Consider the following 24,961-nt stretch of genomic DNA (forward strand, 5'->3'; position numbering starts at 1 on the left):
CTCCGCTCCTGTCGCGAGACTTTCGCCCCGGATGGTCACGCCGCGTCGCGGCGAGAACCGCCATTACCCGGGGAATCGCCGCTCAACCAAGGGGTAAACCCCGGCGGTGCGGTGGTTTTCCTCCGACCCGCACCCACCCGGGCCCCCCGGGGTGGGTGGTTTCTGGCATCCTGCTCGGATGCAGCAGATCGACCTCGGCCTACCGACACCGCTCGACTGGGAGGTCGCGCCGCCCGACTGGGCACGCGACGGCATCACCGGGCTCACCGTCAGCGCACCGGCCCAGACCGACCTCTTCGTCGACCCGACCGGCGGCGAGCCCGTGCTCTCCGCTCCCCGGCTGCTGACCGCGGCACCCGAGGACGACTTCCAGTTCTCGGCCCGGGTCAGGGTCGGCTTCGCCGGCAGCTACGACGCCGGCTGCCTACTGCTCTACTCCGGACCCCGGCACTGGGCCAAACTCGCGTACGAACGCTCACCGCAGGGCGCCGCGATGGTGGTGTCGGTGATCAGCCGCGACGTCTCCGACGACGCCAACGGATTCGTGGTCGACGACGCCGCCCCGCTCTGGCTGCGGATCTCCCGACTCGGCCCAGCCTGGGCGTTCCACGCCAGCACCGACGGGACGTGGTGGGAGTTCGTCCGGCATTTCCGGCTCGACCCGGCAGCGACACCGCTGCGGTTCGGCCTTTCGGCGCAGTCGCCGACCGGCGCCGGCTGCCCGGTCTGGTTCGACCGGATCAGCTTCTCCGCCACCCGCCTGGCCGACCTGCGGGACGGCCGCTAGCGCAGTTGACCGCCCCGCAGGTCCTCCTCGATCCGCTTCGCGGTGGCGAGCAGCGGCGGCAGCAGCTCCTTGCGGATCACCTCGGAGCTGCCCCGGCTGGCGTGCGCGGAGACGTTCAGCGCCGCGATCACCGCGCCGTCGGCGTCCCGGATCGGCGCCGCCAGGGACCGCAGCCCCTCCTCCAGTTCCTGGTCGACGATCGCGTAGCCCTGGTTGCCGATCCGGTTCAGGATGGTCCGCAACCGCGCCGGATCGGTGACCGTACGCCGGGTGAGCGGGCGCAACTCGGCGGTGTCGAGATAGTTGTCGAGCCACCTGGCCGGCTGGGCGGCCAGCAGTACCCGCCCCATCGAGGTGGCGTACGCCGGGAAACGGGTGCCGACGCTGATCGCCACCGTCATGATCCGCTTGGTCGGCACCCGCGCCACGTAGACCACCTCGTCGCCGTCGAGCACCGACATCGAGCAGGACTCGTGTACCTCGGCGACCAGGCTCTCCATGTGCGGCTGGGCCACCTCGGGCAGGCTCAGGCTGGACAGGTACGCGTACCCGAGTTCGAGGATGCGGGCGCGCAGCGAGAAGAGCCGCCCGTCGGTACGCATGTAACCCAGCTCGACGAGGGTGAGCAGGAAGCGTCGGGCCGCCGCCCGGGTCAGTCCGGTCGCCCGGGCCACCTCGCTCAGGGTCAACTGCGGGTGATCGGCGTCGAACGCCCGGATGACCGCGAGTCCCCGCTCCAACGACTGGACGAACTCACCGGTCCGGGCCGTCTCCTCGGTCACCTCGGTCACCCGTCCTCCTGCCGCAGAGTCTCCTGGGCGACCTTGAACGCCCGGTTCGCCGCTGGAACGCCAGCGTAGACGCTCACCTGGAGCAGGACCTCGCGGACCTCCTCCCGGGTCAGCCCGTTGCGCAGCGCGGCCCGGACGTGCATCGCCAGCTCCTCGTCGTGGTGCAGAGTGGCCAGCACGGCCAGGGTGATGCAACTGCGGGTACGCCGGTCCAGCTCCGGCCGGGTCCAGATCTCGCCCCAGGCGTACCGGGTGATCAGGTCCTGGAAGTCCGCGGTGAACTCGTCGGTGCCGTCGACGGCGCGGTCCACGTGCGCGTCGCCGAGCACCTCGCGCCGGACCGCCATGCCGGCCGCGTGCCGCTCCCGGTCATCCATCCATCCGCTCCTTCCACCCGCTCCGCTCCGGCCGCTCGGCCCCGCCCCGCTCGGCCCCGGTCGACGCGGACCCGGTCGACGCGGACCCGGTCGACACCGTCCCGACCGCGTCGGTACCGGTCGACGCGATCCCGGTCGGCATGGCTCCGGCCGGGTCGGCTCCGCCGCCGAGGTGGTCGAGGATCAGCCGGCCGACCCGGTCCGGCTGCTCCACACTGGCCAGATGGGCGGCGTCGCCGACCACCCGCAGCCCGGCGCCGGGAATCCGGTCGGCCAGCACCCGGGCGTGCGCGATCGGAGTCGCCGGGTCGTTCGCACCCGCGACCACCAGGGTCGGCGCGGTGATCCGGGCCAGGTCGTCGCGCAGGTCCATCTCGGCGATCGCCTCGCAGCAGCCGGCGTACCCCTCGGCCGGGGTCGCGGCGAGCATCGACCGGTACGCGGCGACCACCTCCGGCCGGCTCGCGGCGAAACCCCTGGTGAACCAACGCCCCACCACCGCGTCGGCGACCGCCTCGACTCCGCCGGCCCGGGTCGCGGCGGCCCGGTCCCGCCAGCCCTGGGCCGGGCCGAGCCGGGCCGAGGTGCAGAGCAGCACCATCCGGTCGATCCGGTCGGGTACGTTGGCGGCCAGCCACATCCCGACCATCCCGCCGAGGGAGAGCCCGGCGTACGACACCCGGGGCAGGTCGAGGTCGTCCAGCAGCCGGAGTACGGCGTGCCCGAGCTCCGCGATCGTGTACGGGCCGGCCGGCACGTCCGAGTCGCCGTGCCCGAGGTGGTCGTACCGGACCACCCGGTGCTGCCGGGTCAGCGCCGGCAACTGCGGCTGCCACATCGCTCCGGAGGTGCCGAGCGAACTGCCGAGCACCAGCACCGGCGCGTCGGCCGGTCCGTCGACCCAGGCGTGCAGCCGGGATGTCATGTCGAATTCTCCGATTTCCGGTCCGCCCCGGAGGCCCGGTAATCCCGGAGCGCCCGGTCGACGAAGGTGCCGGCCGAGCCGAGCCAGTTGGTCGGGTCGAGCGCCTGGTCCAGCTCCCGCTCGGCGAGGTGGGTCCGGACGGCCGGGTCGGCCAACAGCGCGGCCCGGAAGTCCGGTGCGGTGACGGCCCGGGCCACCACGTCGTGCGCGTCGGCCCGGCCGAGCGCCGGGGCGAGCCGGGCGGCGACCGCCTCGGCGAGTACCCGGCCGCCGAGCGCGTCGAGGTTGTGCCGCATCCGCTCCGGGCGCACGTCGAGCCCGTACAGCAGCCGGGCGGTCCGGGCGGCCGCCCCGCCGGCCAGCCGGAGCAGGTCGAGCAGCGGCTCCCACTCGGCGTGCCATCCGCCGGTGGCCCGCTCGTGCTCCTGGACGGCGGTGGCGAAGAGCGTGCCGACCAGGTGCGGCCCGCGCCGGGCGGCCGCGCCGAGCAGCACGGCGTCCACCGGGTTGCGCTTGTGCGGCATCGCCGACGAGCCGCCCCGGCCCGGACCGCCGCCCTCGGTGACCTCGGCCACCTCGGTCTGGGCGAGCAGCCCCACGTCCAGGCCGACCTTGCCGGCGGCCGCGAGCAGGCTGCCGAGCGCGGCGGCCAGGTCGAGCAGCGGTTGCCGCCGGGTGTGCCAGGGCAGCCGGGGCGCGGCGAGGCCGAGCCGGGCGGCGAACCGGTCGGTGACCTCCGGTCCGGCCGGGCCGAGTGCGGCCAGCGTGCCGACCGCCCCGCCGAGCTGAGCCGGCAGCGCGGACCGGGCGGCGGCCAGCCGGGTCCGGGCGTCCAGCAGGGCGAGCAGCCAGCCGGCGGCCTTCAGCCCGAAGGTGGTGGGCGCGGCGGCCTGGCCGAGGGTACGGGCCAGCAGCACGGTGTCCCGGTGCCGGTCGGCGAGCCCGGCGGCGGCGTCGAGCGCGGCGTCGAGCTGGCGCAGCAGCGGCTCGCCGGCCCGGTTGGCGACCAGGACCAGTCCGGTGTCCAGCACGTCCTGGCTGGTCGCGCCGTGGTGCACCCAGGGCCGGGCGGCGGCCGGTACCGCCTCGGTGAGCCGGCGGACCAGCGGCACCACCGGGTTGCCGGCGGCGTCGGCTCCCTCCGCGAGCGCGGCGGGGTCGAACCGGTCCGGACGGCACCGCTGCGCGATCGCCTCGGCGGCCGGCTCCGGCACGACGCCGCACTCGGCGCCGGCCTCGGCGAGCGCCCGCTCCGCGTCGAGCAGCGCGGTCAGCAGTGCCCGGTCGGTGAGTTCGACGTCCACCTCGGCGGCACCCGAGAGCCCGCCGAGCAGCCCGCCACGCGCCCAGGTCACCGAGCCGCTGCCGGCGACGGGTGCCCCGATCGCCGAGCCGCTGCCGGCGCCGTGCGTCGGCTCCGGCTCAGACCGCGAAGAAGACGGTTTCATCCGGGCCCTGAAGGTGGATGTCGAACCGGAGCCCGTCCGGGGCCGGTCGGGCCACCAGGGTGGCGCGGCGGGCCGGGTCGACCGTGCCGAGCACCGGGTCGGCGGCGTTCGCCGCCTCCTCGTCCGGGAAGTAGAGCCGGGTCACCAGCCGGTGCAGCAGGCCACGCGCGAAGATCGACAGATTGAGGTGCGGTGCCTCGGCCTCGCCGTCCGGGCCGGGCAGGGCGCCGGGCTTGAGGGTACGGATCTCGTACCGGCCGTCGGCGTCGGTGGCGCTGCGGCCGAAGCCCCGGAATCCGGGTACCGCCGGCGGCCGGGCTCCCCGGGGATCGTCCGGATGGTCGAACCGGCCGTCCGGGTCCGCCTGCCACGTCTCCACCAGCGCGTCCGGCACCACCGCCCCGGCGCCGTCGAAGACCTGTCCGCGGATCCAGATCGCTCCGGGGGTACCCTCCGGCACCACGTCCGGGCCGTCCGGCCAGAGCAGGCCGATGTGCAGGTACGGCCCCACCGTCTGCGCGGGTGTCGAGCCGAGCGGCGGCGGGTCGAGTGCCGCCGTGGCGGCCGGCGCCGCAGCGGGGTCGAAGGTCCGGCCGGTACCGAAGGTCGGGGTCAGGTCGGGGTGCTCAGTCATCGTCGTCGCCGTCCTCGAAGGGAGTGGCCTCCCGGCCGCGCAGCACCAGGTCGAACTCGAAGCCGAGCGCCCACTCCGGCTCGGTCACCGAGTGGTCGTAGCGGGAGATCAGCCGATCCCGGGCCAGCGGGTCGCGGACCGAGTTGAAGACCGGGTCCTGGAAGAAGAGCGGATCGCCGGGGAAGTACATCTGGGTGACCAGCCGCTGGGTGAACGCCCGGCCGAAGAGGGAGAAGTGGATGTGCGCCGGCCGCCAGGCGTTCGGGTGGTTCCGCCAGGGATAGGCGCCCGGTTGGATGGTGACGAACCGGTAGTGCCCGTCGGCGTCGGTCAGCGTCCGGCCCACCCCGGTGAAGTTGGGGTCGATCGGTGCCGGCCAGTTGTCGCCCGCGTGCCGGTAGCGTCCAGCGGCGTTCGGCTGCCAGATCTCCACCAGGGTGTGCGGCACCGGCCGGCCGTTGCCGTCCAGCACCCGGCCGTGCACGATGATCCGCTGGCCCTGCGGTTCCCCGGCGTGCTGCCGGGTCAGGTCGTGGTCCAGCTCGCCGAGCCGGCCCTCACCGAGCAGCGGCCCGGTGACCTCGGTCAGCCGCTGCGGCAGCAGGGCCAGCGGCTGCTTCGGGGCGCGCAGGTTGGTGGAGCCGTAGTCCGGGAAGAGCATCGGCGGGTGGGTGTCCGGGTCGTCGTGCCGGTAGCGGGGCAGCGCCAGCCCGCCGGGGCGGGCCGATCCGCCCGCCGGCAGGTCGGGCTCGGCGGAACGGATGTGGTCGGTGGTCATGGCCGTCCTCCCGTCAGGCTTCCAGTACGACGGCCAGGCCCTGGCCGACGCCGATGCAGATGGCGGCGAGGCCCAGCCCACCACCGCGGCGGTGCAGTTGCCAGGCCAGCGAGCCGAGGATGCGCGACCCGGAGGAACCGAGCGGATGGCCGAGGGCGATCGCCCCGCCCTGCGGGTTGACGATCTCGGGGTCGAGTTCCTTCCACTGCGCCAGGCAGGCCAGCGACTGGGCCGCGAACGCCTCGTTCAGCTCCACCACCGCCAGGTCGGACCAGCCGACGCCGGCCCGGCGCAGCGCCTCCTCGGCGGCGCGTACCGGGCCGATGCCGAACAGTTGCGGCTCGATGCCGACGACCGCGCGGGAGACGATCCGGGCCAGCGGGGTCCGGCCGGCCGCCTCGGCCCCGGCCCGGTCGCCGAGCAGCACTGCGCTCGCCCCGTCGTTGAGCGGCGAGGAGTTGCCGGCGGTCACCGTGCCGTCGGACCGGAACACCGGCTTGAGCCGGGCCAGCGCCTCGGTACTGGTACCCGGGCGCATGCTCTCGTCGGTCTCCAACTCGGTGCCGGGTACCGCGCTGACCTCGTCCGCGTACGCCCCGTCGGCCCATGCCCGCGCGGCGAGCCGCTGACTGCGTACGGCGAAGGCGTCCTGCTCGTCCCGGGAGATCCCGTACCGCTCGGCGAGGATCTCGGTGCACTCGCCGAGCGAGGCGGTCCACTCGGGCGGCATCGCCGGGTTGACCATCCGCCAGCCGAGCGTGGTGGAGTGCAGGGTCTCGTGTCCGCGCGGATAGCCGGATTCGGGCTTGGGCAGTACCCAGGGGGCCCGGGTCATCGACTCGACGCCACCGGCGACGCAGATCGACGCGTCGCCGACCGCGATCGCCCGGACCGCCCCGATCACCGCCTCCAGGCCGGAGCCGCAGAGCCGGTTCACGGTCGCGCCGGGCACCGTCGGCGGGAGCCCGGCGAGGAGGACGGCCATCCGCGCCACGTCCCGGTTCTCCTCGCCGGCGCCGTTGGCGTTGCCGAGCAGCACGTCGTCGATCCGGGCCGGGTCGAGGTCGGGGCTGCGCCGGGTCACCTCCCGCAGCACGTGCGCGGCAAGGTCGTCGGGGCGTACCCCGGCGAGGCCGCCGCCGTACCGGCCGATCGGGGTCCGTACGGCGTCGAGGACGTACACGTCGTTGGTCACCATGTCTCCTTACTGCCGGGATCGCCGGGTCGGCCCGACGCTACCGGCGGCGGGACGCTGGTTCGTCAGGTGCCCCTCGTCGCGTCCGGTCCACCGATCAGCACACGTTCGACATGCGGACTCCCGTGCTTATGACGAACGTAATCCCCGTCCCCCCGATCCGTCAACGAGGTCCCGGTGCCGCTCGGCGCACCGCTCGGCGACGTTGCGGAGAAGTTGCGGGGCGCTTGTTGACGTGAACTCGGTCACTGTGCCAACGTTCCAAATGAGAACATTCGTTCGGCTAGCGACCACCACCCCCCGAGGCTCCTCCGTGAGCCATTCAGCCCGGTCCCGACAGGACCGCCGGACGCCGGGAGACCCGATGCGCCGTCTCGCCGCCACCACCACCGCCCTCGCCGCCCTCCTCGCCGTCGCCGCCTGCGGCTCCTCCTCCGACGACTCGACCGGGGGCGGCTCCGGCGGCGTGGCCAAGGTGAAGGTCGGTGCGATCCCCATCGTCGACGTCGCCCCGCTGCACCTGGGCAACAGCAAGGGCTTCTTCAAGGAGCAGAACATCGAGGTCGAGGTGGTCAACACCACCGGCGGCTCCATCGCGGTGACCGGCGTGGTCAGCGGGCAGTTCGACTTCGCCTTCGGCAACGTCGTCTCGCTGATCACCGCCCGCTCGCAGAAGATCCCGGTCAAGGCGATCACGGTGGGGAACTCCTCCACCGGCAAGCCCGGCGCGGACTTCGGCGGCGTCGTGGTGCCGCCGGACAGCCCGATCACCGACGCGGCCGGCCTGGCCGGCAAGAACATCGCGATCAACAACCTGAACAACATCACCGACACCACCACCCGGGCGTCGATCCGCAAGGCCGGCGGCGACCCGTCGAACATCAAGTGGACCGAACTGCCGTTCCCGGAGATGCCGGCTGCGGTGATGGGCAAGCGGGTCGACGCGGCGATGGTCGTCGAGCCGTTCTTCACCATCGCGCAGAACCAGGGCGCCCGGGTCGTCGCCTACAACTTCGCCGAGGCCATCCCGAACATGACGGTCGCGGCGTACTTCTCCACCGAGCAGACCATCAACCAGAAGGCCGATCTGACCAAGCGGTTCAAGGCCGCGATGGACAAGTCCCTGAAGTACGCCCAGGAGCACCCGGACGAGGCCCGCCAGGTGTTGCAGACGTACACCCAGATCGACCCGGCGGTGGCTGCGAAGATCACCCTGCCGGCCTGGCCCGCCGAGATCAACCGTGACTCGGTACAGACCCTGGCGGACCTGATGCTGAGCGACGGGCTGATCAAGGAGAAGGTCGACGTCTCGGAACTGCTCCCGTGACCCGAGCCGCCACCGTACCGCCGACCGCCGCGACCGCACCGGCCCCGGCCGGCCGGTCCGGCGGGACCGGTCGGCCGCGCGGCGACACCGCCCTGCTCGGGTTGCTCGGCTTCGCCGCCTTCCTGCTCGTCCTGGAACTGGTGCCCCGGCTCGGGCTGGTCTCGGCGAACTACCTGCCGCCGACCAGCGAGATCGCGGTCGCCCTCGGTGAACTGCTCGGCGAGTCCCGGTTCTGGACGGCGGTCACCGACACGCTGCGCGGCTGGTTCCTCGGCCTGGCGATCGCGGTCGCGCTCGGCGTTGTCGTCGGCTTCGTCCTCGGCACCGTGCCGGTGCTGCGCGAGTTCACCGCCTCGACCGTCGAGTTCCTCCGGCCGATCCCCTCGGTCGCGCTGATCCCGCTCGCCGTGCTGCTCTTCGGCACCGACCTGCGCTCCGTGCTGCTGCTGGTGGTCTACGCGGCGTTCTGGCAGGTGCTCGTCCAGGTGCTCTACGGCGTCCGGGACGTCGACCCGGTCGCCCGGGACACCGCGTACACCTTCCGGCTGGGCCGGTGGGCCCGGATCCGGCACCTGCTCTGGCCGACCGCACTGCCGTACCTGCTCACCGGGGTCCGGCTCGCCGCCGCCGTGGCGCTGATCCTGGCCATCACCGCCGAGCTGATCATCGGGGCACCGGGGCTGGGCAACGAGATCAATCGGGCCCAGTCCGGCGGCGCGGTCGACTCGATGTACGCGCTGATCATCGTCACCGGCCTGCTCGGGGTGGCGGTCAACGTACTGGCCCGACAACTCGAACGCGCGGTGCTCTCCTGGCACCCCTCGGTACGCGGCGAGGGCACCCGGTGAGCGGTGGCGCGTTCGGCCGGCAGCGCTCGGGCACGGGGCGGCGGATCGTGGTGACCCTGGGTCGGGCCCTGTGGTGGACCGCCGCCGTCTTCGGCCTGCCGTTCGGGCTGCTCGCCCTCTGGTGGGTGCTCTCGGCCGACAGCGAGACCTTCTACCTCCCCCCGCTGTCGGAGATCCTGGCCAGCTTCGACGACGTCTGGTTGCGCAGCGACCGGCTCCGCGCGGACGTGCTGCCGAGCCTGCTGCGGCTCACCGCAGGATTCCTGCTCGCGGTCGCCGTCGGTGTCGGGATCGGCGTGCTGATCGGCTCCTTCCGGCGGGTCCGCGCGTTCTGCGAACCGGTGCTGGAGTTCCTCCGGGCCATCCCGCCGCCGGTGCTGGTGCCGGTGCTGATGCTCTTCGCCGGCTTCGGCAACACCATGAAGGTGCTGGTGGTGCTCTCCGGCTGCGTCTGGCCGATCCTGCTCAACACGGTGGAGGGGGTGCGGGCGGTCGACGAGGTGCTCACCGAAACCTGCCGCTGCTACGGCATCCGCGGCCCGGCCCGGCTCTGGCACCTGGTGGTCCGGTCCGCCTCCCCGCAGATCGTCACCGGGCTGCGCCAGGCCCTCTCGGTCGGCATCATCCTCATGGTGATCAGCGAGATGTTCGCCGCGAACAACGGGCTGGGCTTCACCATCATCCAGTTCCAGCGGACCTTCGCGGTCACCGACATGTGGACCGGCATCCTGCTGTTGGGCCTGCTCGGCTTCCTGCTCGCCATGCTGCTGCGGCTCTTCGAGCGGTCGGCCCTGCACTGGTATCTCGGCCTCCGGCACTCACAACGCGACGATGGGCACCGATGAACTCGACAGATCTCCCCCAGGGCGGCGCCGCACCGCTGCTCGACGTCCGCGCGCTGCGCAAGGTCTACACCGGACGCGGCCGGTCGGTCGAGGCGGTCCGGGATCTCACCTTCTCCGTCGGTGCCGGAGAACTCGTCTGCGTGGTCGGCCCCTCCGGCGCAGGCAAGACCACCCTGCTCAAGTGCATCGCCGGCCTACTCCCGCCGACCTCCGGCGACCTGGTCCTGGAGGGTGCCCCGGTGCAGGGTCCGCCGCCGGGCATGGCCGTGGTCTTCCAGGAGTACGGCCGCAGTCTCTTCCCGTGGATGACCGTGCAGCAGAACGTCGAGCTGCCACTGAAGCAGAAGAAGTCCCTGAGCCGGTCCCGCCGCCAGGAACTCGTGCACACCGCGCTCGCCGCCGTCGGCCTCGCCGACGTGCCGGGCGCCTACCCGTGGCAGCTCTCCGGCGGCATGCAGCAGCGGGTGGCGCTGGCCCGGGCGGTGGCGTACGAGCCGCACATCCTGCTGATGGACGAGCCGTTCGCGGCGGTCGACGCGCAGACCCGGGCCGACCTGGAGGATCTGGTCCGGTCGTTGTGGCAGCGGCTCGGCGTGACCATCCTGTTCGTCACGCACGACATCGACGAGGCGGTCTATCTCGGCCAGCGGGTGCTGGTGCTCTCCGGGTCGCCGACCGTGGTACTCGACGACGTGACGATCGACCTGCCGGCCGAGCGGGACCAGCTCGGCACCCGGTCGTCGGCCCGCTTCGCCGAACTGCGGGCCCAGGTGTTCGGCCAGATCCAACGGGCCAAGAGCGGCTGGACCACCGACCCCGGCCCAGTGGACGCCCCGACCGACACGCCACCACGCCAGCCGTCCGGTACCCGATGACCACGGTCCGGGACGCCACCCTGGCGGTGTTGCGCCGGTACGGCGTGGACCGGGTCTTCGGCAATCCGGGCTCGACCGAGGTGGCGTTCCTGGCCGACCTGCCCGACGACCTGACCTTCGTACTCGCCCTGCACGAGGGTTCCGTGGTCGGGATGGCCACCGGCTACGCGCTGGCCACCGGGCGGCCGGCGGTGGTGAACCTGCACACCACGGCGGGACTCGGCAACGCCGTCGGGGCGCTCGCCACCGCCCGGGTCAACCGGGCCCCGCTGGTGGTGCTCGTCGGGCAGCAGGACCGCCGGCACCTGGCCGCCGAGCCGTTCCTCGCCGGCCGGCTCGACCAGCTCGGCACCCCGTACCCGGTCTGGGTGGAGCAGCCGGTGCTGGCCCAGGACGTGCCGGCGGCGGTACGCCGGGCCTGGCACGAGGCGACCCTGCGTCGCGGCCCGGCCCTGGTGGTGGTGCCGATGGACGACTGGACCGCCGAGGTGGACCCGTCGCTCGGCCGGGCCGCACCGGAGCAGGTCCGCGCGCCGGCACCCGGACCCGGTCCCGCCGTCGACGAGTTGGCCCGGCTGGTCGACGCGGCGACCGCCCCGGTACTGGTGGTCGGCGCCGGAGCGGACGAACGGGCGGCCTGGGACGCGTTGACCGCACTGGCGGAGCGGATCGGCGCGCCGGTCTGGCAGGAGGCGTTCGGCGCCCGGGCCGGATTTCCGCAGCACCATCCCCGGTTCGCCGGTCACCTGCCGGCCGCCCGGTCCGAGCTGCGCGCCACGCTGGCCGGGCACGACCTGGCCCTGGTGGTCGGCACCGCCGCCTTCCGGCAGTACGTCTACGAGCCTGGCCCGCTGCTGCCGGCCGGCCTGACCGTCGCGGTGGTCTCGGCCGAGCCGGAGGAGGTGCACCGCAGCGAGGCCGACCTCGCGGTGCTGGCCGACCCGGCCGTCTGCTGCGCGGCCCTGGCGACCCGGGTGGCGCACCGGGACCGTCCCGCGCCGGACCGGCCGGACCCGGACCCGGTGCCGCCACCGGCGCCCGGCGAGCCGCTCCGGGCGGCGCACGTCTTCGCCGCGCTGGCCCGGCGGCTGCCGGCCGACGTCGTACTGGTCGAGGAGACCCCGTCCACCCGGCCGGACCTGCACCGGATGCTGCCGGCCCGGCAGCCGCGCGGTTTCGTCAGCGCGGCGATGGGCGGCCTCGGGTTCGGGCTGCCCGCCGCGGCCGGACTCCGGCTCGGCGACCCGACCCGGCCGGTGGTGGCGATCCTCGGCGACGGCTCCTCGCTCTACGCCGTCCAGGGGCTGTGGAGCGCCGCCCGGTACGGCTGCGGCGTGCTCTACGTCGTGCTCTCCAACGGCCGGTACGCGGTGCTGGACCAGCTCACCGCGCAGTACGGCGGCAAGCCGCCCTGGCCGGCGTTCGACGAGGTCGACGTGCACGGCCTGGCCCGGTCGTTCGGCTGTCCCGCCCGGCGGATCCGGACCCACCCGGAACTCCTCGCCGTGCTGGACGAGGTGGTGCCGACCCTCGCCGACCGGACCGAACCGCTGCTGCTCGACGTCGCCGTGAGCCCGAAGCCGCACTTCGCGCCCTGATCCCCGATCCGCCCAACGAGGCGGCGCACCGCCACCACCCCAAGGAGGTTTCCCGTGACTCTTCTCGACTCGGCCGACTGGCACGGCAGGATATACAGCGACGGTTGGGTCCGGGCCGACGGCGGCGACGCGGCCGTGCGGGAACCGGCCACCGGCGACGAGATCGGCCGTACCGGCATCGCCAACGCCGCCGACCTGGCCCGGGCCGCCGCCCGCGCCGCACAGGCCCAGCGCGACTGGGCCGCGACCCCCTACGACAAGCGCGCCGCCGTGCTGCGCAGGGCCGGGCAGTTGTGGGAGGAACACGCCGCCGAGGTCGGGGACTGGATCGTCCGGGAGACCGGTTCGGTGCCGCCGAAGGCGACCCTGGAGACGGACACCGCCGCCCAGGAGTGCTACGAGGCGGCGGCGCTCGCCTCGCACCCGCTCGGCGAGATCATCCAGAGCGCGCAGCCCCGACTCAGCCTGGCCCGCCGGCTGCCGGTCGGGGTGGTCGGGGTGATCTCGCCGTTCAACGTGCCGATCATCCTCGGGGTCCGCTCGGTCGCCCCGGCGCTGGCCCTGGGCAACGCGGTGGTGCTCAAGCCCGATCCGCGCACGGCCGTCACCGGCGGGGTCGCGGTCGCCCGGATCTTCGAGGAGGCGGGCCTGCCGCCGGGGGTGCTGCACGTGCTGCCGGGCGGGCCGGAGGTGGGCGAGGCGCTGGTCGCCGATCCGCACGTACGCCTGATCAGCTTCACCGGCTCGACCTCCGCCGGCCGCCAGGTCGGGCAGGCCGCCGCCCGGCACCTCAAGCGGGTACTGCTGGAACTCGGCGGCAACTCGGCGCTGGTGGTCCTCGACGACGCGGACCTGGACCTGGCGGTCTCCGCCGGTGCCTGGGGTTCGTTCCTGCACCAGGGGCAGATCTGCATGACCACCGGCCGGCACCTGGTGCACGAGTCGCTGGCCGACGAGTACGTCGACCGGCTGGCCGAGAAGGCCGCGCACCTGCCGGTCGGCGACCCGGCCCGGGAGCATGTCGCGCTCGGGCCGATCATCGACGAACGGCAGCGGGACAAGATCCACTCTCTGGTCACCGGCAGCGTCGACGCGGGGGCGACCCTGGTGACCGGCGGGACGTACGAGAACCTCTTCTACCGGCCGACGGTGCTCTCCGGGGTCACCCCGGCCACCCCGGCGTACGCGCACGAGGTCTTCGGTCCGGTCGCCCCGGTACTGCGCTTCGGCGACCTGGACGAGGCCGCGAAGCTCGCCGCCGACAGCGAGTACGGCCTCTCGCTCGGTATCCTGAGCCGGGACGTGATGAAGGCGATGGCCTTCGCCGAGCGGGTACCGAGCGGCATCGTGCACATCAACGACCAGACGGTCAGCGACGAAGCGGTCGCCCCGTTCGGCGGGGTTGCCGCCTCCGGCAACGGGCCCCGGCTGGGCGGGCCGGCGGCCAACCTCGCCGCGTTCACCGAGACCCAGTGGGTGACCGTGCAGGGCGACATCACGAGGTACCCCTTCTGAACCGCGAGTCTCCGGTCCCCGGCACCCGGGCCGCCGAGCCGGGCGGCGACGCAGGTTCGGGGGCTGCGGGCGGCGACGCGGGCCCGGGGCCTGCGGGCGGCGACGCGGGCCCGGGGGCTCGGGGCAGCGGCGCAGGCCCGGGTGCTGCGGGCGGCGGGCGGTTCGGGATGGGCCGGGGCGGCTGGCTGACGCTGCTCGGGGTGGTCCTGCTGGCCCTGAACCTGCGGGCGGCGATCGTGGCGGTCCCACCACTGCTGCCCGAACTCCAGGTCGACCTCGACCTGGGCCGGAGCGCCGCCGGGCTGCTCACCGCCCTGCCCGTGCTCTGCTTCGGGCTGCTCTCCCCGCTCGCCGCGCTGCTCGGCCGCCGGATCGGCATCGAGCTGGCACTGCTCGCCGCGATGCTCGGCATCGTGCTGGGCAGCCTGACCCGGACGCTGCCACACGCCGGTTGGATGCTGCTCGGGACCGCGATCGTCGGCGCCGGGATCACCGTCGGCAACGTGCTGGTGCCGAGCGCCGTCAAGCAGCACTTCCCGGGTCGGCCGGGCCTGGCGACCGGGTTGAGCACCGCCTCGATGACCACCGGCGCGACGGTGGCGGCGGCGGTGAGCGCGCCGCTGGCGTACGCCCTGGGGTGGGGTTGGCGGGGTTCCCTGCTGGCGCTGGGCGCGTTCGCCGGGGTCGCGGCGCTCGGCTGGCTCCCCCAGGTGCGCCGCCGGCACATCGCACCGGCCGCGAAGCCGCAGCAGTCGAGCGGCCGAATTCTGCGCTCGCCGGTCACCTGGCAGGTCGCCGTCTTCATGGGGACCCAGTCGATGCTCTACTACGCGATCCTCACCTGGCTGCCGAGCCTCCTGCGGGACCAGGGCGTCGAGCCGACCCGTGCGGGCGCGGCGCTGGCGCTGTTCAACCTGCTCGGGATCGGCACCGCGCTGGTGGTGCCGACGCTGGCGGTCCGCCGGCCCGACCAGCGCGGGCTGGCCCTGGTGGTCTGCGCCGGCTGGGCGGTCGGGGTGCTCGGTCTGCTGGCCCTGCCCTCCTGGTATCTGCTGTGGACGGTGTTGGCCGGGCTCGCGCAGGGCGCCGCACTCAGTCTCACCCTGATCCTGCTGGTGCTCCGGGCCCGGACGCCCGAATCGGCCCGGCAGCTCTCCGGCGCGGTGCAGTCGGTCGGCTATCTGATCAGCGCCTCCGGGCCGGTGCTGGTCGGTGCACTCCGGGACGTCACCACCGGTTGGGGCCTGCCGCTCGCCGCCCTGGCGGTGGTGACGGCGGTGATGGCGGTGAGCGCGCTCGGCGCGGGCAAGGACCGGCAGGTGTGAGGAACCGGTCCGGTGGTTCGGGAAAGTCGCGAGAGGTCGGGGAGTGAGTGATGCGTACCCAGGTCGGGATCGTCGGGGCCGGGCCGGCGGGTCTGCTGCTGTCGCACCTGCTGCACCGGGCCGGCATCGGGTCGGTGGTGCTGGAGTGCCGCAGCCGGGAGTACGTCGAGCAGCGGATCCGGGCCGGTGTGCTGGAGCAGGGCTCGGTCGACCTGCTCCGGAGTTGCGGGCTCGGTGCGCGGCTGGACCGGGAGGGGCTCCGACACGAGGGCATCGAGCTGCGCTTCGGCGGTGCCGCGCACCGGATCGCGATGACCGAGCTGACCGGGCGGGCGATCACCGTCTACGGCCAGCAGGAGGTGGTGAAGGACCTGATCGCGGCCCGTACGGCCACCGGCGGCGACCTCCGGTTCGAGGTCGCGGACGTACGCCTCGACGGGCTCGACTCCGACTCGCCGGTGATCCGGTTCCGGCACCAGGGCCGTGCCGAGGAACTGCACTGCGACTTCGTCGCCGGGTGCGACGGCACGCACGGGGTGAGCCGGCCGAGCGTGCCGGCCGGCGAGCTGACCGAGTACGACCGCAGCTATCCCTTCGCCTGGCTCGGGGTACTCGCCGCGGCCGCCCCGGCCACCGAGGAGCTGATCTACGCCCACCACGACCGGGGGTTCGCGCTCTACAGCATGCGCTCCCCGGAGATCTCCCGGCTCTATCTCCAGGTCGAGCCGGAAACCGACCTCGCTCAGTGGCCCGACGGGCGGATCTGGTCGGAGCTGCGCACCCGGCTGGAAACGGTCCCGGGTTGGACGCTCAACACGGGGCCGATTCTGGAGAAGAGCCTCACCGGGATGCGGAGCCTGGTGGTGGAGCCGATGCGGTGGCGGCGGCTCTTCCTGGCCGGCGACGCGGCGCATATCGTGCCGCCGACCGGCGCCAAGGGAATGAACCTGGCGCTGGCCGACGTCACGCTGCTCGGCGACGCGTTCGCCGCCTTCTATCGGGAGGGTCGGGACCACCTGCTGGACGCCTACTCCGACACCGCGCTGCGTCGGGTCTGGCGTGCCCAGCACTTCTCCTGGTGGATGACCTCGCTGCTGCACCGGCTGCGGACTGACGATCCGTACGAGGCGAAGTTGCAGCTCTCGACGCTGCGCTACGTCACCTCGTCCCGGGCGTACGCCACCAGCCTGGCGGAGAACTACGTCGGTCTCCCCGAGGTCTGATCAGGAGGCGGTGCGGCCACGTCCGATCAGGGGGCGGTTGCGGCCACCGTACTGGGCTCCTGGGCCACGCCCCGGCGACGGGCGAGCGCGGCGTCCAGTGACCACCGTCCGGCGCCGAGGGCGGCGACCAGCAGGAAGGACCAGCAGAACAGGGCCGCGGTCTCGCCGCCGTTGTTCAGCGGCAGCAGCCCGTCGGGCTGGTGCACCACGAAGTACGCGTACGCCATCGAGCCGGAGCAGATGATCGCGGCGGCGCGGGTGCTCAGGCCCACCAGGACCAGCAGTCCGCCGACGAGCTGGATGAGGGCGGCGTACCACCCGGGCCAGGTGCCGATCGCGACCGCCTCGCCGCTTCCCCGGTTACCGCCGAAGATCCCGAAGAGGGAGGCGGCGCCGTGCAGGGCGAACAGCAGGCCGAGCACGATCCGGAACAGCGTGGTGACGACGTCGGTGACTCGGGCATTGGACATGGGACTCTCCTTGCGACTGGCAGGAATAGCTGTTGGGTCCCACGGCAGAGTCACGCTATCCATTTACATTGACGGCTGTCAATAGCCCCTCAATGGGCCTTTCTCGGCTCCCCTTGCGGTCCGTCCTGACCCGCAGGTGAAAGGCGCGGTAAACGCGCCGCGCTGCGCAAATTGGAAAAGTTCCATTTCAGCCGGTCGGCGACGCGACCGGTCCGGCGCCCGTGACGTGAATGGTAACCTCGAACCGCCGCGCCGCGCGCTCCCCCGGCTCCCAGCCGCGCAGCAGCACCAGCCGCAGCGCGGTCCGGCCGGTCCCGGTGGCGGTGAACCGCAGTTGCCGGGTCCCGGCGCCGCCCAACCCCTGCTGCCCCGGCCGGAACGCGTCCCCGGCCGGAGCGAGCACGGCGGTGTCCACCGCGTCGAGCTGCCACCGGTAGCCCGAACTGGGCGTCTCGGTGAGCTGGACGACCACCAGGTCCCCGGGCGCCGCCGGGTACGACCGGCCGGCGTCCGCCTCGGTCAGGTCAACGCGTGCCATGCCGGTCTCCGATCCCGGGTGCGGTGGGCGGCCCGCTCCGGCCGGTCAGTGCGGCAACTCCACCGCACAGCACGCCTCTCCCTCGTTCTGGAGCAGGCCGCCGAAGTCGCCGCGCTTCATCTTGAACCGGCCGTCCCAGCCCCACGCCGCACCCCAGGAGTTCTGGAACAGGTACGCGTCCTCGGACTCGATCCGGTCGAGCATCAGATAGCAGTGCCCGCCCGCTCCCTTGCCGGTCGGCTTGACGAACCCGTTCTCGTCGGGGTTGAACATGTCGGCGGTCCACGCGGTGCCCACCACGACCGAACCCTGGTTGTCGATCCATTCGTCGATCTCCGCCGTGGTGTGCGCGAACGCGAACGCGGCGAGCCGGCCCCGCTCCCGGACGGCGAGCGCGCCGGACCGGACCGTCGAGCCGTTCTCCTTGCCGGGCTCGCCGTCGATCACCTTGGCCTCGTAGTAGAGGGCGTGGCCGTCGGCGTTCTGGTACGTGCCGGCCACCGGCATCGCGTCCACCCAGCCCGCCCAGCCGAACCCGACACAGTGCCCGGTCTGGCCCTGGTCGAGCTGGACGGTCAACTCCCAGGCCGGCGCCTTGTCCCGCGCCGCCGCCGGGGCCACCGTCGGCTGCCGCTGGGTCCGCAGCCAGCGCCAGAAGACCAGGTACGCCCGCCAGTCGGAGAAGTACGCCGTCTCGGTGAGCACCTGTTCCACGGTCATCTGCCGGATCGACTCGGCCGGCTCGGCGATCTCCAGCAGGCGCGGGATGTCCCAGTCCCGCGGATCCGGCCGGTAGAGCCGGCCGAGCAACTGCGGACCGGGGATGCTGCTCGCGCTCGTCTCCGGCGGATCCACCGCGAAACGTCTCTGCTGCTCCATCGACTCGCCTCCGGCCGGGCCCTGACGGGCGGGTGGACACCGACGGCGTCAGGCCCAGCCCGGACATCGCCGCAGAACCCGTCCCGTAGCCGCCGCGGCACCCATTGTGCGCCCTGGGCACAATTCCGTGGGCGTGATCCGGCGAGTCCGCCGACCTGACGGCGTGTCACCGGGCGTCGTCGTACACCGTGTCACCGGGCGTCGTCGTACGCCGGTCGGGCCCGCTCGCCGTTGCGGGCCGCCCGCCGTACCGCCCGGGCGGCCTGGCGGCTCGGGCAACCGGTGGCCCGGACGACGTCGGCGGCGGAGACCCGCAACTGCGTGACGAGCGCGTCGCCGAAGTTGTGCAGCCCTTCCCGGCGGGCCCGTCCACCCTGCCGGGCGGCAACCAGGGCCCGACGCCGGGTGGCCCCGGTGTCCCGCCCGGTACGCGCCTGGCGGTGCAGTTCCCGTACCGCACTCGCCAACATCTCGACCGCGTCGGGCAGGCAGCCCGGGATCGGCTCCCGGTAGTCGATCACGGTCACCGCCCGCCGGGCCAGGTCGCGGGCGCCCTCGATCACCCGGGTCAGTTCTGTCACGCCCCGGGCGTAGTGCTCGAACTCCTGCCGCCGACCCCACCGCAGCGGCGCGAGCCTGACCACCTCCGCCGCGCCGCTCACCGCTTCCCGCAGCCGCTGTAGGTCCGACTCGATCCCGCGCAGCCCGTCCAGCGCCCGAATCGCCCGCTCCGCGTCCCGCGTCCGCAACGCCACCCCGATGTCCTGGAGCCGACCGACGAGGATGGCGAAGACCGGCCCGGCCGCCCGGTTGACGACCCGGATCGGGTTCAGCGGCAGCAGCAACGCGACCACGACCAGCCCCACCGCACTGCCGGTCACCGCGTCGACGATCCGGGGGATCTCCAGATTGCGCTCGCTGGACGAGAGGGTCGCGATCAGCACGGCCGTACCGCCGACCTGGCTGACGATCGTCCCGCCCCGACCCACCAGGCCGAGTGCGACGCCGACGGCCAGGGTGACGATGACCGCGGTCTGCCACGGTCCACTGCCGATGAGAAAGATCAATAAATCGCCGATGACGATACCGAGGCCCACTCCGGCCAGCAGCTCGACCGTGCGCCGGGTGCGCTGACCGATAGCGGCGACGATCGTGCCGACCGCTGCGGTCGGCGCGAAGACCGGGTTCGGATTGTCCAGCAGATTGTGCGCGATCCACCAGGAGAGCCCGGCCGCGATCCCCGCCTGCACCGCGATCACCGCGATGACCTCCAGTTGCCGCACCCGCAACTGGGTGGCCCGGCGGCCCTCGTACCGGGCCCGACCGGCGGTTCCCCGAAGCCGGTGGACGGCTGCGGCCAGCGGCGACCGGTAGTGGGGGCGGGGCGGCATGCCGGCGAGTACCCGGCCCGGCTCCGCGCAACCGCCGGACCCGTCATGATCGGGGTACCGCCGGCAGGTGCCGGTCACCCGGGCGGGTCGACCGTTCGCCAGTTCCTCCCGTCGGCCGAGCGCAGGATCACCTGACCATCGTCGACCAGGTACGAACCGAACCGTCGACTGCTGTCCGCGCCGGTCGTGGCAGCGGGCAGACCTGGTCGTCCGGCTGGTACTCCCGCGCCTTCATCACCCGGGTTTGGCGGACGGAACGGCGCCCGCTGACGCGTCATCTCCTCTCGCAGCAGCTCTCCGGCTCCGGGCAAGCAGGAAGACCACAGGCGGCACTCAGCGGAGTGTGCCGAGGTCGATGGCCTCGGCCATCGCGCGGTAGCCCGCGTCGGACGGGTGCAGATGGTCGCCCGAGTCGAACGGCGGGTTGATCCGCTGCGGATCCGCCGGGTCACGCACCACCGCGTCGAAGTCGACGACCGCGTCAAAGTCGTCACTCGTACGGATGAACTCGTTCACGGCCTGCCGCACGCCCTCTCGCCTCTCCGTGTAGGAGCGCCACCCCTTGATCGGCGTGATGGTTCCGACGACGACCCGTAGGCCCTGTGCGTGTGCCTGGGCGGCGATCTGCCGCAGGGCGAGTTTCAGGGTCTCCGGGTCGAGGTGTTCGAGGTTGAGGATGTCGTTGACGCCCTCGAGCACGATGACCGTACGCGCCCCGGACGTGGTCAACATGTCCCGGGACAGCCGGGCGAACGCGTTCGGGCCACCGATCCCGGCTCCGGTGCTGCTGTCCAGGATCCGGTTGGCGCTGATGCCGCTGTTCACCACGCCGAGCGTGGTCGGTCCCGGCTTGGCGGCGAGCCGGTCGGCGAGGACGTCGGGCCACCGCAGGTTCGCGTTGACGGTCGACTTGTCCCCGTCGGTGATCGAGTCGCCGAAGGTCACCACCGTGCCGCGAGCGGAGGTGGACCGGACGTCCACGCCTGCCGCGTAGTACCACGACGTGGTGGGCTGGGTGAAGGCGGTGCCCTGCTCGTCCGCCGCGTGGTCGCCGTCCGCAGCGATGAACGACGTCTGGTAGGAACGCGGGTGCTCGGTCACCGGGCCGGACGGCGCCGGGGTGTAGACGGTCACCAGCAGGTCCCCGTCTGCCGGCACGGCAAGGGAAACCGGGTCGCTGAGCACCTCACCGCCGGTGGGGATGGTCACCGACGGCGCGCCGCCGAAGGTCAGCTCGCGCATCGTGCCGGGGACCGCTTCGGGCGCGTCGGGCCTGGTCGCCACCGCCAGCGTCGCCCGTCCCATCAGGACCGGCGCCGTGCCGAGCGCGTTGGACAGGCGCACGCGAGCCGCGTCGCCACCCACGCTGGTGTGCACCACGTTGCGGATCGAGTGGTTCGGCATGCCCTGGTCGGTACCGGGCGTCGTCCGCGCCATCGCCGTCTGCCAGGTGCCGACCCAGGTGCCGGGCCGGTGGCCGGGCGGGCGGCTGTCGAGCTTGTCCAAGTCGACGACCGCCGCCATGGCCTGGTAACCGGCGTCCTTCGGGTGTAGGTGGTCGCCGGAGTCGTACTCCGCCCGGAGTCGGTTCGGCGCCGTGGGGTCCCGCAGCGCGACGTCGAAGTCGGCCACCGCGTCGAACGCGCCGCCGTTGCGGATGAAGTCGTTGACCGCCTGCCGCACCCCTTCCAGTTCCTCGGTGTAGTTGCTCGACCCGCCGAACGGCGTGAGCGTGCCACCGGTGACCCGCAGCCCCTTTGCCTTGACCTGAGCCGCTACCTGGCCCAGCGCCGCGATGATCTTCGACGGCTCGTGGTGCTGCGGCTGGCCGCCGATGTCGTTGATTCCCAACAAGACGATCACCGAGCGCGCACCGGTCGCGGTAAGCACGTCACGGTCCAGCCTGGATAGCGCGTTGGGATTCCAGGTGCTGTTGAGCAACCTGTTCGAGCTGATGCCGGCGTTGAGCACGCCGAGCCGCGTCGGCCCAGGCGCGGCGATCAGCCGGTCGGCCAGGTAGTCCGGCCAGCGGTGATTCGCGTTCCGTTCCGAGTTGTTCCCATCGGTGATCGAGTCGCCGAGCGTGACCACCGCGCCCTTGGCGCGTCCCAGGACGTCGACGCCGCTCACGTACGGCCAGAAGGTGATCGTCTCGGTGAATGCCGCGCCGGACTCGTCGGCCGCATGATCACCGCTCGGCGACAGGTACGAGGTCTGGTTGGCCACCTGGTGATAGGTCACCGGCCCAGACGACACCGGGGTGTACACGCTGACCAGGAGGTCGCCATCTTCGGGTACGGCAAAGGAGGTCGGATCGCTCAGTACCTCGCCACCGGCCGGGATGGTCACCGACCGCGCGCCGCCGAAGGTGAGCGCTCGCATCGTGCCCCTGACCGCGTCCGGCGCATCGGGCGCATCGGCGACCGCGACCGTCACCACGTCCATCCGCACCGCAGCCGTGCCGAGGACGTTGGTCAGCGAGACCCGCACACCCGAACCACCCACGCTGGTGTGCACGACGTTGCGGATCGTCCGGTCCGCGTATCCGGTGGGGAGGTCGGGGACGATGCCGGAAGCCGAGGCCGCCCAGGTGCCGACCCAGTCACCCGGCGGTGCCGTCGACTGGCTCTGCTGGCCGGTCGCGAAGGCCGGGCTCGTCATGGTGAGCACCAGCGCGAGGACGGTGCCGGTGATTGTTGTCATTCTGCGGACGTAAGACATGGGATCTCCTCACGATCACGAACGAGTTTGCCCCCGACCTTGATCGCGGTCAACAGTCCCCTGGCTCGCTGACCGGTCACGACTCAGCCTGTTCCTCGAGTGCGCCACGAGCCCGGAGGGGGATCGACGCAGGCAGATCACCAGACCTGTCGTTTCCATAGCGGGAAGGGGTTGTGGGCCATTGGACGCCACTTGGCGGGAGTGATGTCGGACCACCTCGGGCTGGGATTGTTCGAAGCGCCTCGGCAGGGACATGTCGACCAAACCGGCCCACGAGTTGTCCGGAGGGCTTGCGGTGTCCGAGGTCGGACGTAGGATGTCCGGAGCTGGCGCCTCACCAAGGCCGCGCCGATGCGCCGGAAGGACGACGGCTGTCCAATACGGATCGGCGGACGTCCACCAACGTTTCGAATGCCTGACGAGAGGTGGGCGATACGGGCAGAGCTCGGGGTGATCCGGCAAAGCTCGGGATGATCCGCGAGGGCAACAGGTGCGACATCCGGCACTCCGGCTCCACCTGCCGTCCGGCACGATCCGCCCAGCGGTGACCACTGGAGGTATCGCTTCATGACGAGACAAAGAAACAGCCCAAGACGCCGTCGACTGTTGTCCACCGTGGTGATCGCGGCGATGGCCGCTGCCTTGCTCACCACCGGCACCGCACACGCCGCCGAGCCGTACCACGAGGAACGGGCGGTCTACACGGCGAACACGGACGGGTATTCCTGCTTCCGGATCCCGGCGATCGTGAAGGCCACCAACGGGGACCTGCTGGCGTTCGCCGAAGGCCGGATCAACAACTGCGACGACAGGGGCGACATCGACCTGGTGCTGAAGCGGTCCCACGACGGCGGTCGTACGTGGGGGTCGCTCCAGGTCGTGTCGCGTGGCAACGGCGACACGCACGGCAACCCGATGCCGATCGTAGACGAACGCACCGGTCGGGTCCTGCTGTTCACGACCCACAACCCGGGCACCGGAAGCGGTGGACGCGATCCGTACCTACAGGTCAGCGACGACGACGGAGCGACCTGGAGCGCGCCCCGGAAGATGACCGAGCTGATGCTGCCGGAGTGGACCCACTGGTACGCCACCGGCCCGGTACACGCCATCCAGCTCAACCGCGGTCCGCACGCCGGGCGGCTGGTGATCAGCGCCAACCACGAATCCGCCGGCCCCGACGGGCGGCCCATCGCCGGCATCCACCTCGGGTACAGCGACGACGGCGGCGACACATGGCAGCTCGGCGCCAGCGCCGGTGGCGCCAGCGACGACATCTTCGTCAACGAGTCGACCCTCGTGGAACTGACCGACGGGCGGATCTACGTCAACGTGCGGGAAGCCGGGACGGCTGAGGGCACGCGGGCGTACGCGATCTCCAGCGACGGCGGCCGCAGCTACGACGCGCCGTTCCAGATGGTGCCCGAGCTGACCATGCCGGTCGTGCAGGCGGCGTTGCTGCGCCTCACCGCCACCGACGAAGGTGACGCGCGGGACCGCATCCTGTTCTCCGGACCCGCCAACCCCGGTAAGCGTGAGGCCCTGACGATCCGGTCCTCGTACGACGAAGCCCAGACCTGGGAGACCTGGCAGGAAGGCAAGGTCATCAGCTGGGGTCCGGGCGGGTACTCCGACCTGGTCAAGATCGAGACCGATCCGGTCACGGGGCCCGTGGCCGGAGTGCTGTACGAGAGCGGCGTGGCCGCCCTGTACGAGGTGATTCAGTTCGTCAGGTTCAACGAGGCGTACCTCGACACCCCGAACGGTCCGCCGCCGAGCCTGCCGCCGCCACCGGAGCCGGGACCGACGACTCCGGACGCGGCACCGCGCTACGACAACACCGCCTACGTACGCGGCGACGCAACGCTGGGTAAGGGGCGGTACGGCAACGGGCTCGCGCTCGACGGTGTGGACGACCACGTGGAGGTGCCATACAGCCCGGGCGTAGACCTCGAGGACGACCAGTTCACGATCATGACGTGGTTCCGGTACACCGAAACCACCGGCAGCATCGTGATCTGGTGGTTCTACCAGGTGGGCACGGGAGCTGCGCAGATCTGGCTGCGGGCCGAACCGGCGAGCAACCGCATCCGGGGTGTCGTCGGCACCGGCCAGGGCGACGCGAACATCACCATCGCGGGCGCATACAACGACGGGCTCTGGCACCACGTCGCCATGCAACGAACGGCGACCAGGGTCACGGTCCTCATCGACGGCGCCACCGTCGCCGACCTGGCCGCTCCCCGCGGCTCAGTGACCACCGGCAGGGAGTTCGGCATCCGCAGCGTCTACCTGGGCCGACGCGTCGACGGCCTCAACAACCCGTTCCGGGGCGCCCTCGACGAGTTCCGCATCTACGGCCGCGCCCTCACCGCCAGGGAACTGCGGGAGATCCGGGAGCACAACGTACCCATCGCCGGGCAACTCCGGCTCCGCCTTCCGTTCACCACCATCGATCCCTGCCGGTAGCT

General features: G+C 72.5%; 22 protein-coding genes. 10 read left to right on the plus strand and 12 right to left on the minus strand.

Annotated features, from left to right (window positions below):
* Positions 1-178 precede the first annotated feature (178 nt).
* A complete protein-coding gene (locus ACQEVC_RS32390; RefSeq protein ID WP_432885221.1) occupies positions 179-787 on the plus strand; it encodes a DUF1349 domain-containing protein in 609 nt (202 codons plus the stop codon).
* Here the strand turns inward: ACQEVC_RS32390 and ACQEVC_RS32395 are convergent.
* Genes ACQEVC_RS32395 through ACQEVC_RS32425 form a run of 7 tightly spaced genes read right to left on the minus strand, consistent with a single transcriptional unit; the run spans position 784 to position 6,935 of the window.
* The gene (locus tag ACQEVC_RS32395; protein WP_432885224.1) at positions 784-1,578 is read right to left on the minus strand and encodes an IclR family transcriptional regulator; all 795 of its coding nucleotides are present in this window, start codon (positions 1,576-1,578) and stop codon (positions 784-786) included. The two genes, ACQEVC_RS32390 and ACQEVC_RS32395, sit on opposite strands and share 4 nt — an antisense overlap.
* Positions 1,575-1,955, minus strand: coding sequence for a 4-carboxymuconolactone decarboxylase (gene pcaC, locus ACQEVC_RS32400; protein WP_432885226.1), 381 nt, complete (start codon positions 1,953-1,955; stop codon positions 1,575-1,577). Before pcaC ends, ACQEVC_RS32395 begins: the two co-directional genes overlap by 4 nt.
* Entirely contained in the window at positions 1,948-2,880 is a 933-nt protein-coding gene (gene pcaD, locus ACQEVC_RS32405; protein WP_432885229.1) for a 3-oxoadipate enol-lactonase, read from the minus strand. The genes pcaC and pcaD overlap by 8 nt, the downstream gene beginning before the upstream one ends.
* Positions 2,877-4,328, minus strand: coding sequence for a 3-carboxy-cis,cis-muconate cycloisomerase (pcaB, locus tag ACQEVC_RS32410; protein WP_432885231.1), 1,452 nt, complete (start codon positions 4,326-4,328; stop codon positions 2,877-2,879). Before pcaB ends, pcaD begins: the two co-directional genes overlap by 4 nt.
* Positions 4,303-4,962, minus strand: a complete 660-nt coding sequence (gene pcaG, locus ACQEVC_RS32415) for a protocatechuate 3,4-dioxygenase subunit alpha (protein ID WP_432885233.1) — start codon at positions 4,960-4,962, stop codon at positions 4,303-4,305. The genes pcaB and pcaG overlap by 26 nt, the downstream gene beginning before the upstream one ends.
* A complete protein-coding gene (gene pcaH, locus ACQEVC_RS32420; RefSeq protein ID WP_432885235.1) occupies positions 4,955-5,740 on the minus strand; it encodes a protocatechuate 3,4-dioxygenase subunit beta in 786 nt (261 codons plus the stop codon). Before pcaH ends, pcaG begins: the two co-directional genes overlap by 8 nt.
* Before the next feature lie 13 nt (positions 5,741-5,753).
* Entirely contained in the window at positions 5,754-6,935 is a 1,182-nt protein-coding gene (locus tag ACQEVC_RS32425; protein ID WP_432885238.1) for a thiolase family protein, read from the minus strand.
* A 364-nt stretch (positions 6,936-7,299) separates the two neighbouring features.
* Between ACQEVC_RS32425 and ACQEVC_RS32430 the strand changes: the two genes are divergently transcribed.
* The 8 genes from ACQEVC_RS32430 to ACQEVC_RS32465 all read left to right on the plus strand — a co-directional run bounded on the left by ACQEVC_RS32430 (position 7,300) and on the right by ACQEVC_RS32465 (position 16,491).
* Positions 7,300-8,262 (plus strand): ABC transporter substrate-binding protein, encoded by a 963-nt coding sequence (locus ACQEVC_RS32430; protein WP_432885240.1) that lies wholly within the window; start codon positions 7,300-7,302, stop codon positions 8,260-8,262.
* Positions 8,259-9,110 carry an ABC transporter permease gene (locus ACQEVC_RS32435; RefSeq protein ID WP_432885243.1) on the plus strand — a complete coding sequence of 284 codons (852 nt, stop codon included), beginning with the start codon at positions 8,259-8,261 and terminating at the stop codon, positions 9,108-9,110. The genes ACQEVC_RS32430 and ACQEVC_RS32435 overlap by 4 nt, the downstream gene beginning before the upstream one ends.
* The gene (locus ACQEVC_RS32440) at positions 9,107-9,955 is read left to right on the plus strand and encodes an ABC transporter permease (RefSeq protein ID WP_432885246.1); all 849 of its coding nucleotides are present in this window, start codon (positions 9,107-9,109) and stop codon (positions 9,953-9,955) included. The genes ACQEVC_RS32435 and ACQEVC_RS32440 overlap by 4 nt, the downstream gene beginning before the upstream one ends.
* The gene (locus ACQEVC_RS32445; protein ID WP_432885249.1) at positions 9,952-10,830 is read left to right on the plus strand and encodes an ABC transporter ATP-binding protein; all 879 of its coding nucleotides are present in this window, start codon (positions 9,952-9,954) and stop codon (positions 10,828-10,830) included. The genes ACQEVC_RS32440 and ACQEVC_RS32445 overlap by 4 nt, the downstream gene beginning before the upstream one ends.
* Positions 10,827-12,428, plus strand: coding sequence for a thiamine pyrophosphate-binding protein (locus tag ACQEVC_RS32450; RefSeq protein ID WP_432885251.1), 1,602 nt, complete (start codon positions 10,827-10,829; stop codon positions 12,426-12,428). Before ACQEVC_RS32445 ends, ACQEVC_RS32450 begins: the two co-directional genes overlap by 4 nt.
* Positions 12,429-12,482: 54 nt before the next feature.
* Entirely contained in the window at positions 12,483-13,943 is a 1,461-nt protein-coding gene (locus ACQEVC_RS32455) for a benzaldehyde dehydrogenase (RefSeq protein ID WP_432885253.1), read from the plus strand.
* A gap of 167 nt (positions 13,944-14,110) precedes the next feature.
* Complete coding sequence (locus ACQEVC_RS32460) at positions 14,111-15,268, plus strand: CynX/NimT family MFS transporter (protein ID WP_432885256.1); 1,158 nt, start codon at positions 14,111-14,113, stop codon at positions 15,266-15,268.
* A 50-nt stretch (positions 15,269-15,318) separates the two neighbouring features.
* On the plus strand, positions 15,319-16,491 hold the full coding sequence (locus tag ACQEVC_RS32465; protein WP_432885258.1) for a 4-hydroxybenzoate 3-monooxygenase: 1,173 nt from the start codon (positions 15,319-15,321) through the stop codon (positions 16,489-16,491).
* 26 nt (positions 16,492-16,517) lie between these two features.
* Here ACQEVC_RS32465 and ACQEVC_RS32470 read toward each other — a convergent pair whose 3' ends face one another.
* The 5 genes from ACQEVC_RS32470 to ACQEVC_RS32490 form a co-directional block, all read right to left on the minus strand.
* Positions 16,518-16,961: a DoxX family protein gene (locus tag ACQEVC_RS32470; RefSeq protein ID WP_432885261.1), complete on the minus strand. Its 444-nt coding sequence runs from the start codon at positions 16,959-16,961 to the stop codon at positions 16,518-16,520.
* 187 nt (positions 16,962-17,148) lie between these two features.
* Complete coding sequence (locus ACQEVC_RS32475) at positions 17,149-17,499, minus strand: protease inhibitor I42 family protein (protein ID WP_432885264.1); 351 nt, start codon at positions 17,497-17,499, stop codon at positions 17,149-17,151.
* A gap of 45 nt (positions 17,500-17,544) precedes the next feature.
* A complete protein-coding gene (locus ACQEVC_RS32480; RefSeq protein ID WP_432885267.1) occupies positions 17,545-18,378 on the minus strand; it encodes a C1 family peptidase in 834 nt (277 codons plus the stop codon).
* 191 nt (positions 18,379-18,569) lie between these two features.
* Positions 18,570-19,769: an FUSC family protein gene (locus ACQEVC_RS32485; protein WP_432885269.1), complete on the minus strand. Its 1,200-nt coding sequence runs from the start codon at positions 19,767-19,769 to the stop codon at positions 18,570-18,572.
* A 333-nt stretch (positions 19,770-20,102) separates the two neighbouring features.
* Entirely contained in the window at positions 20,103-22,472 is a 2,370-nt protein-coding gene (locus ACQEVC_RS32490; protein WP_432885272.1) for an SGNH/GDSL hydrolase family protein, read from the minus strand.
* Positions 22,473-23,057: 585 nt separating this feature from the next.
* On the opposite strand from ACQEVC_RS32490, the gene ACQEVC_RS32495 reads away from it, so the two are divergent.
* Positions 23,058-24,959, plus strand: coding sequence for an exo-alpha-sialidase (locus ACQEVC_RS32495; RefSeq protein WP_432885275.1), 1,902 nt, complete (start codon positions 23,058-23,060; stop codon positions 24,957-24,959).
* Positions 24,960-24,961: the final 2 nt, after the last annotated feature.

Source organism: Plantactinospora sp. CA-294935 (genome assembly GCF_050936445.1).
Classification (GTDB): Bacteria; Actinomycetota; Actinomycetes; order Mycobacteriales; family Micromonosporaceae; genus Plantactinospora.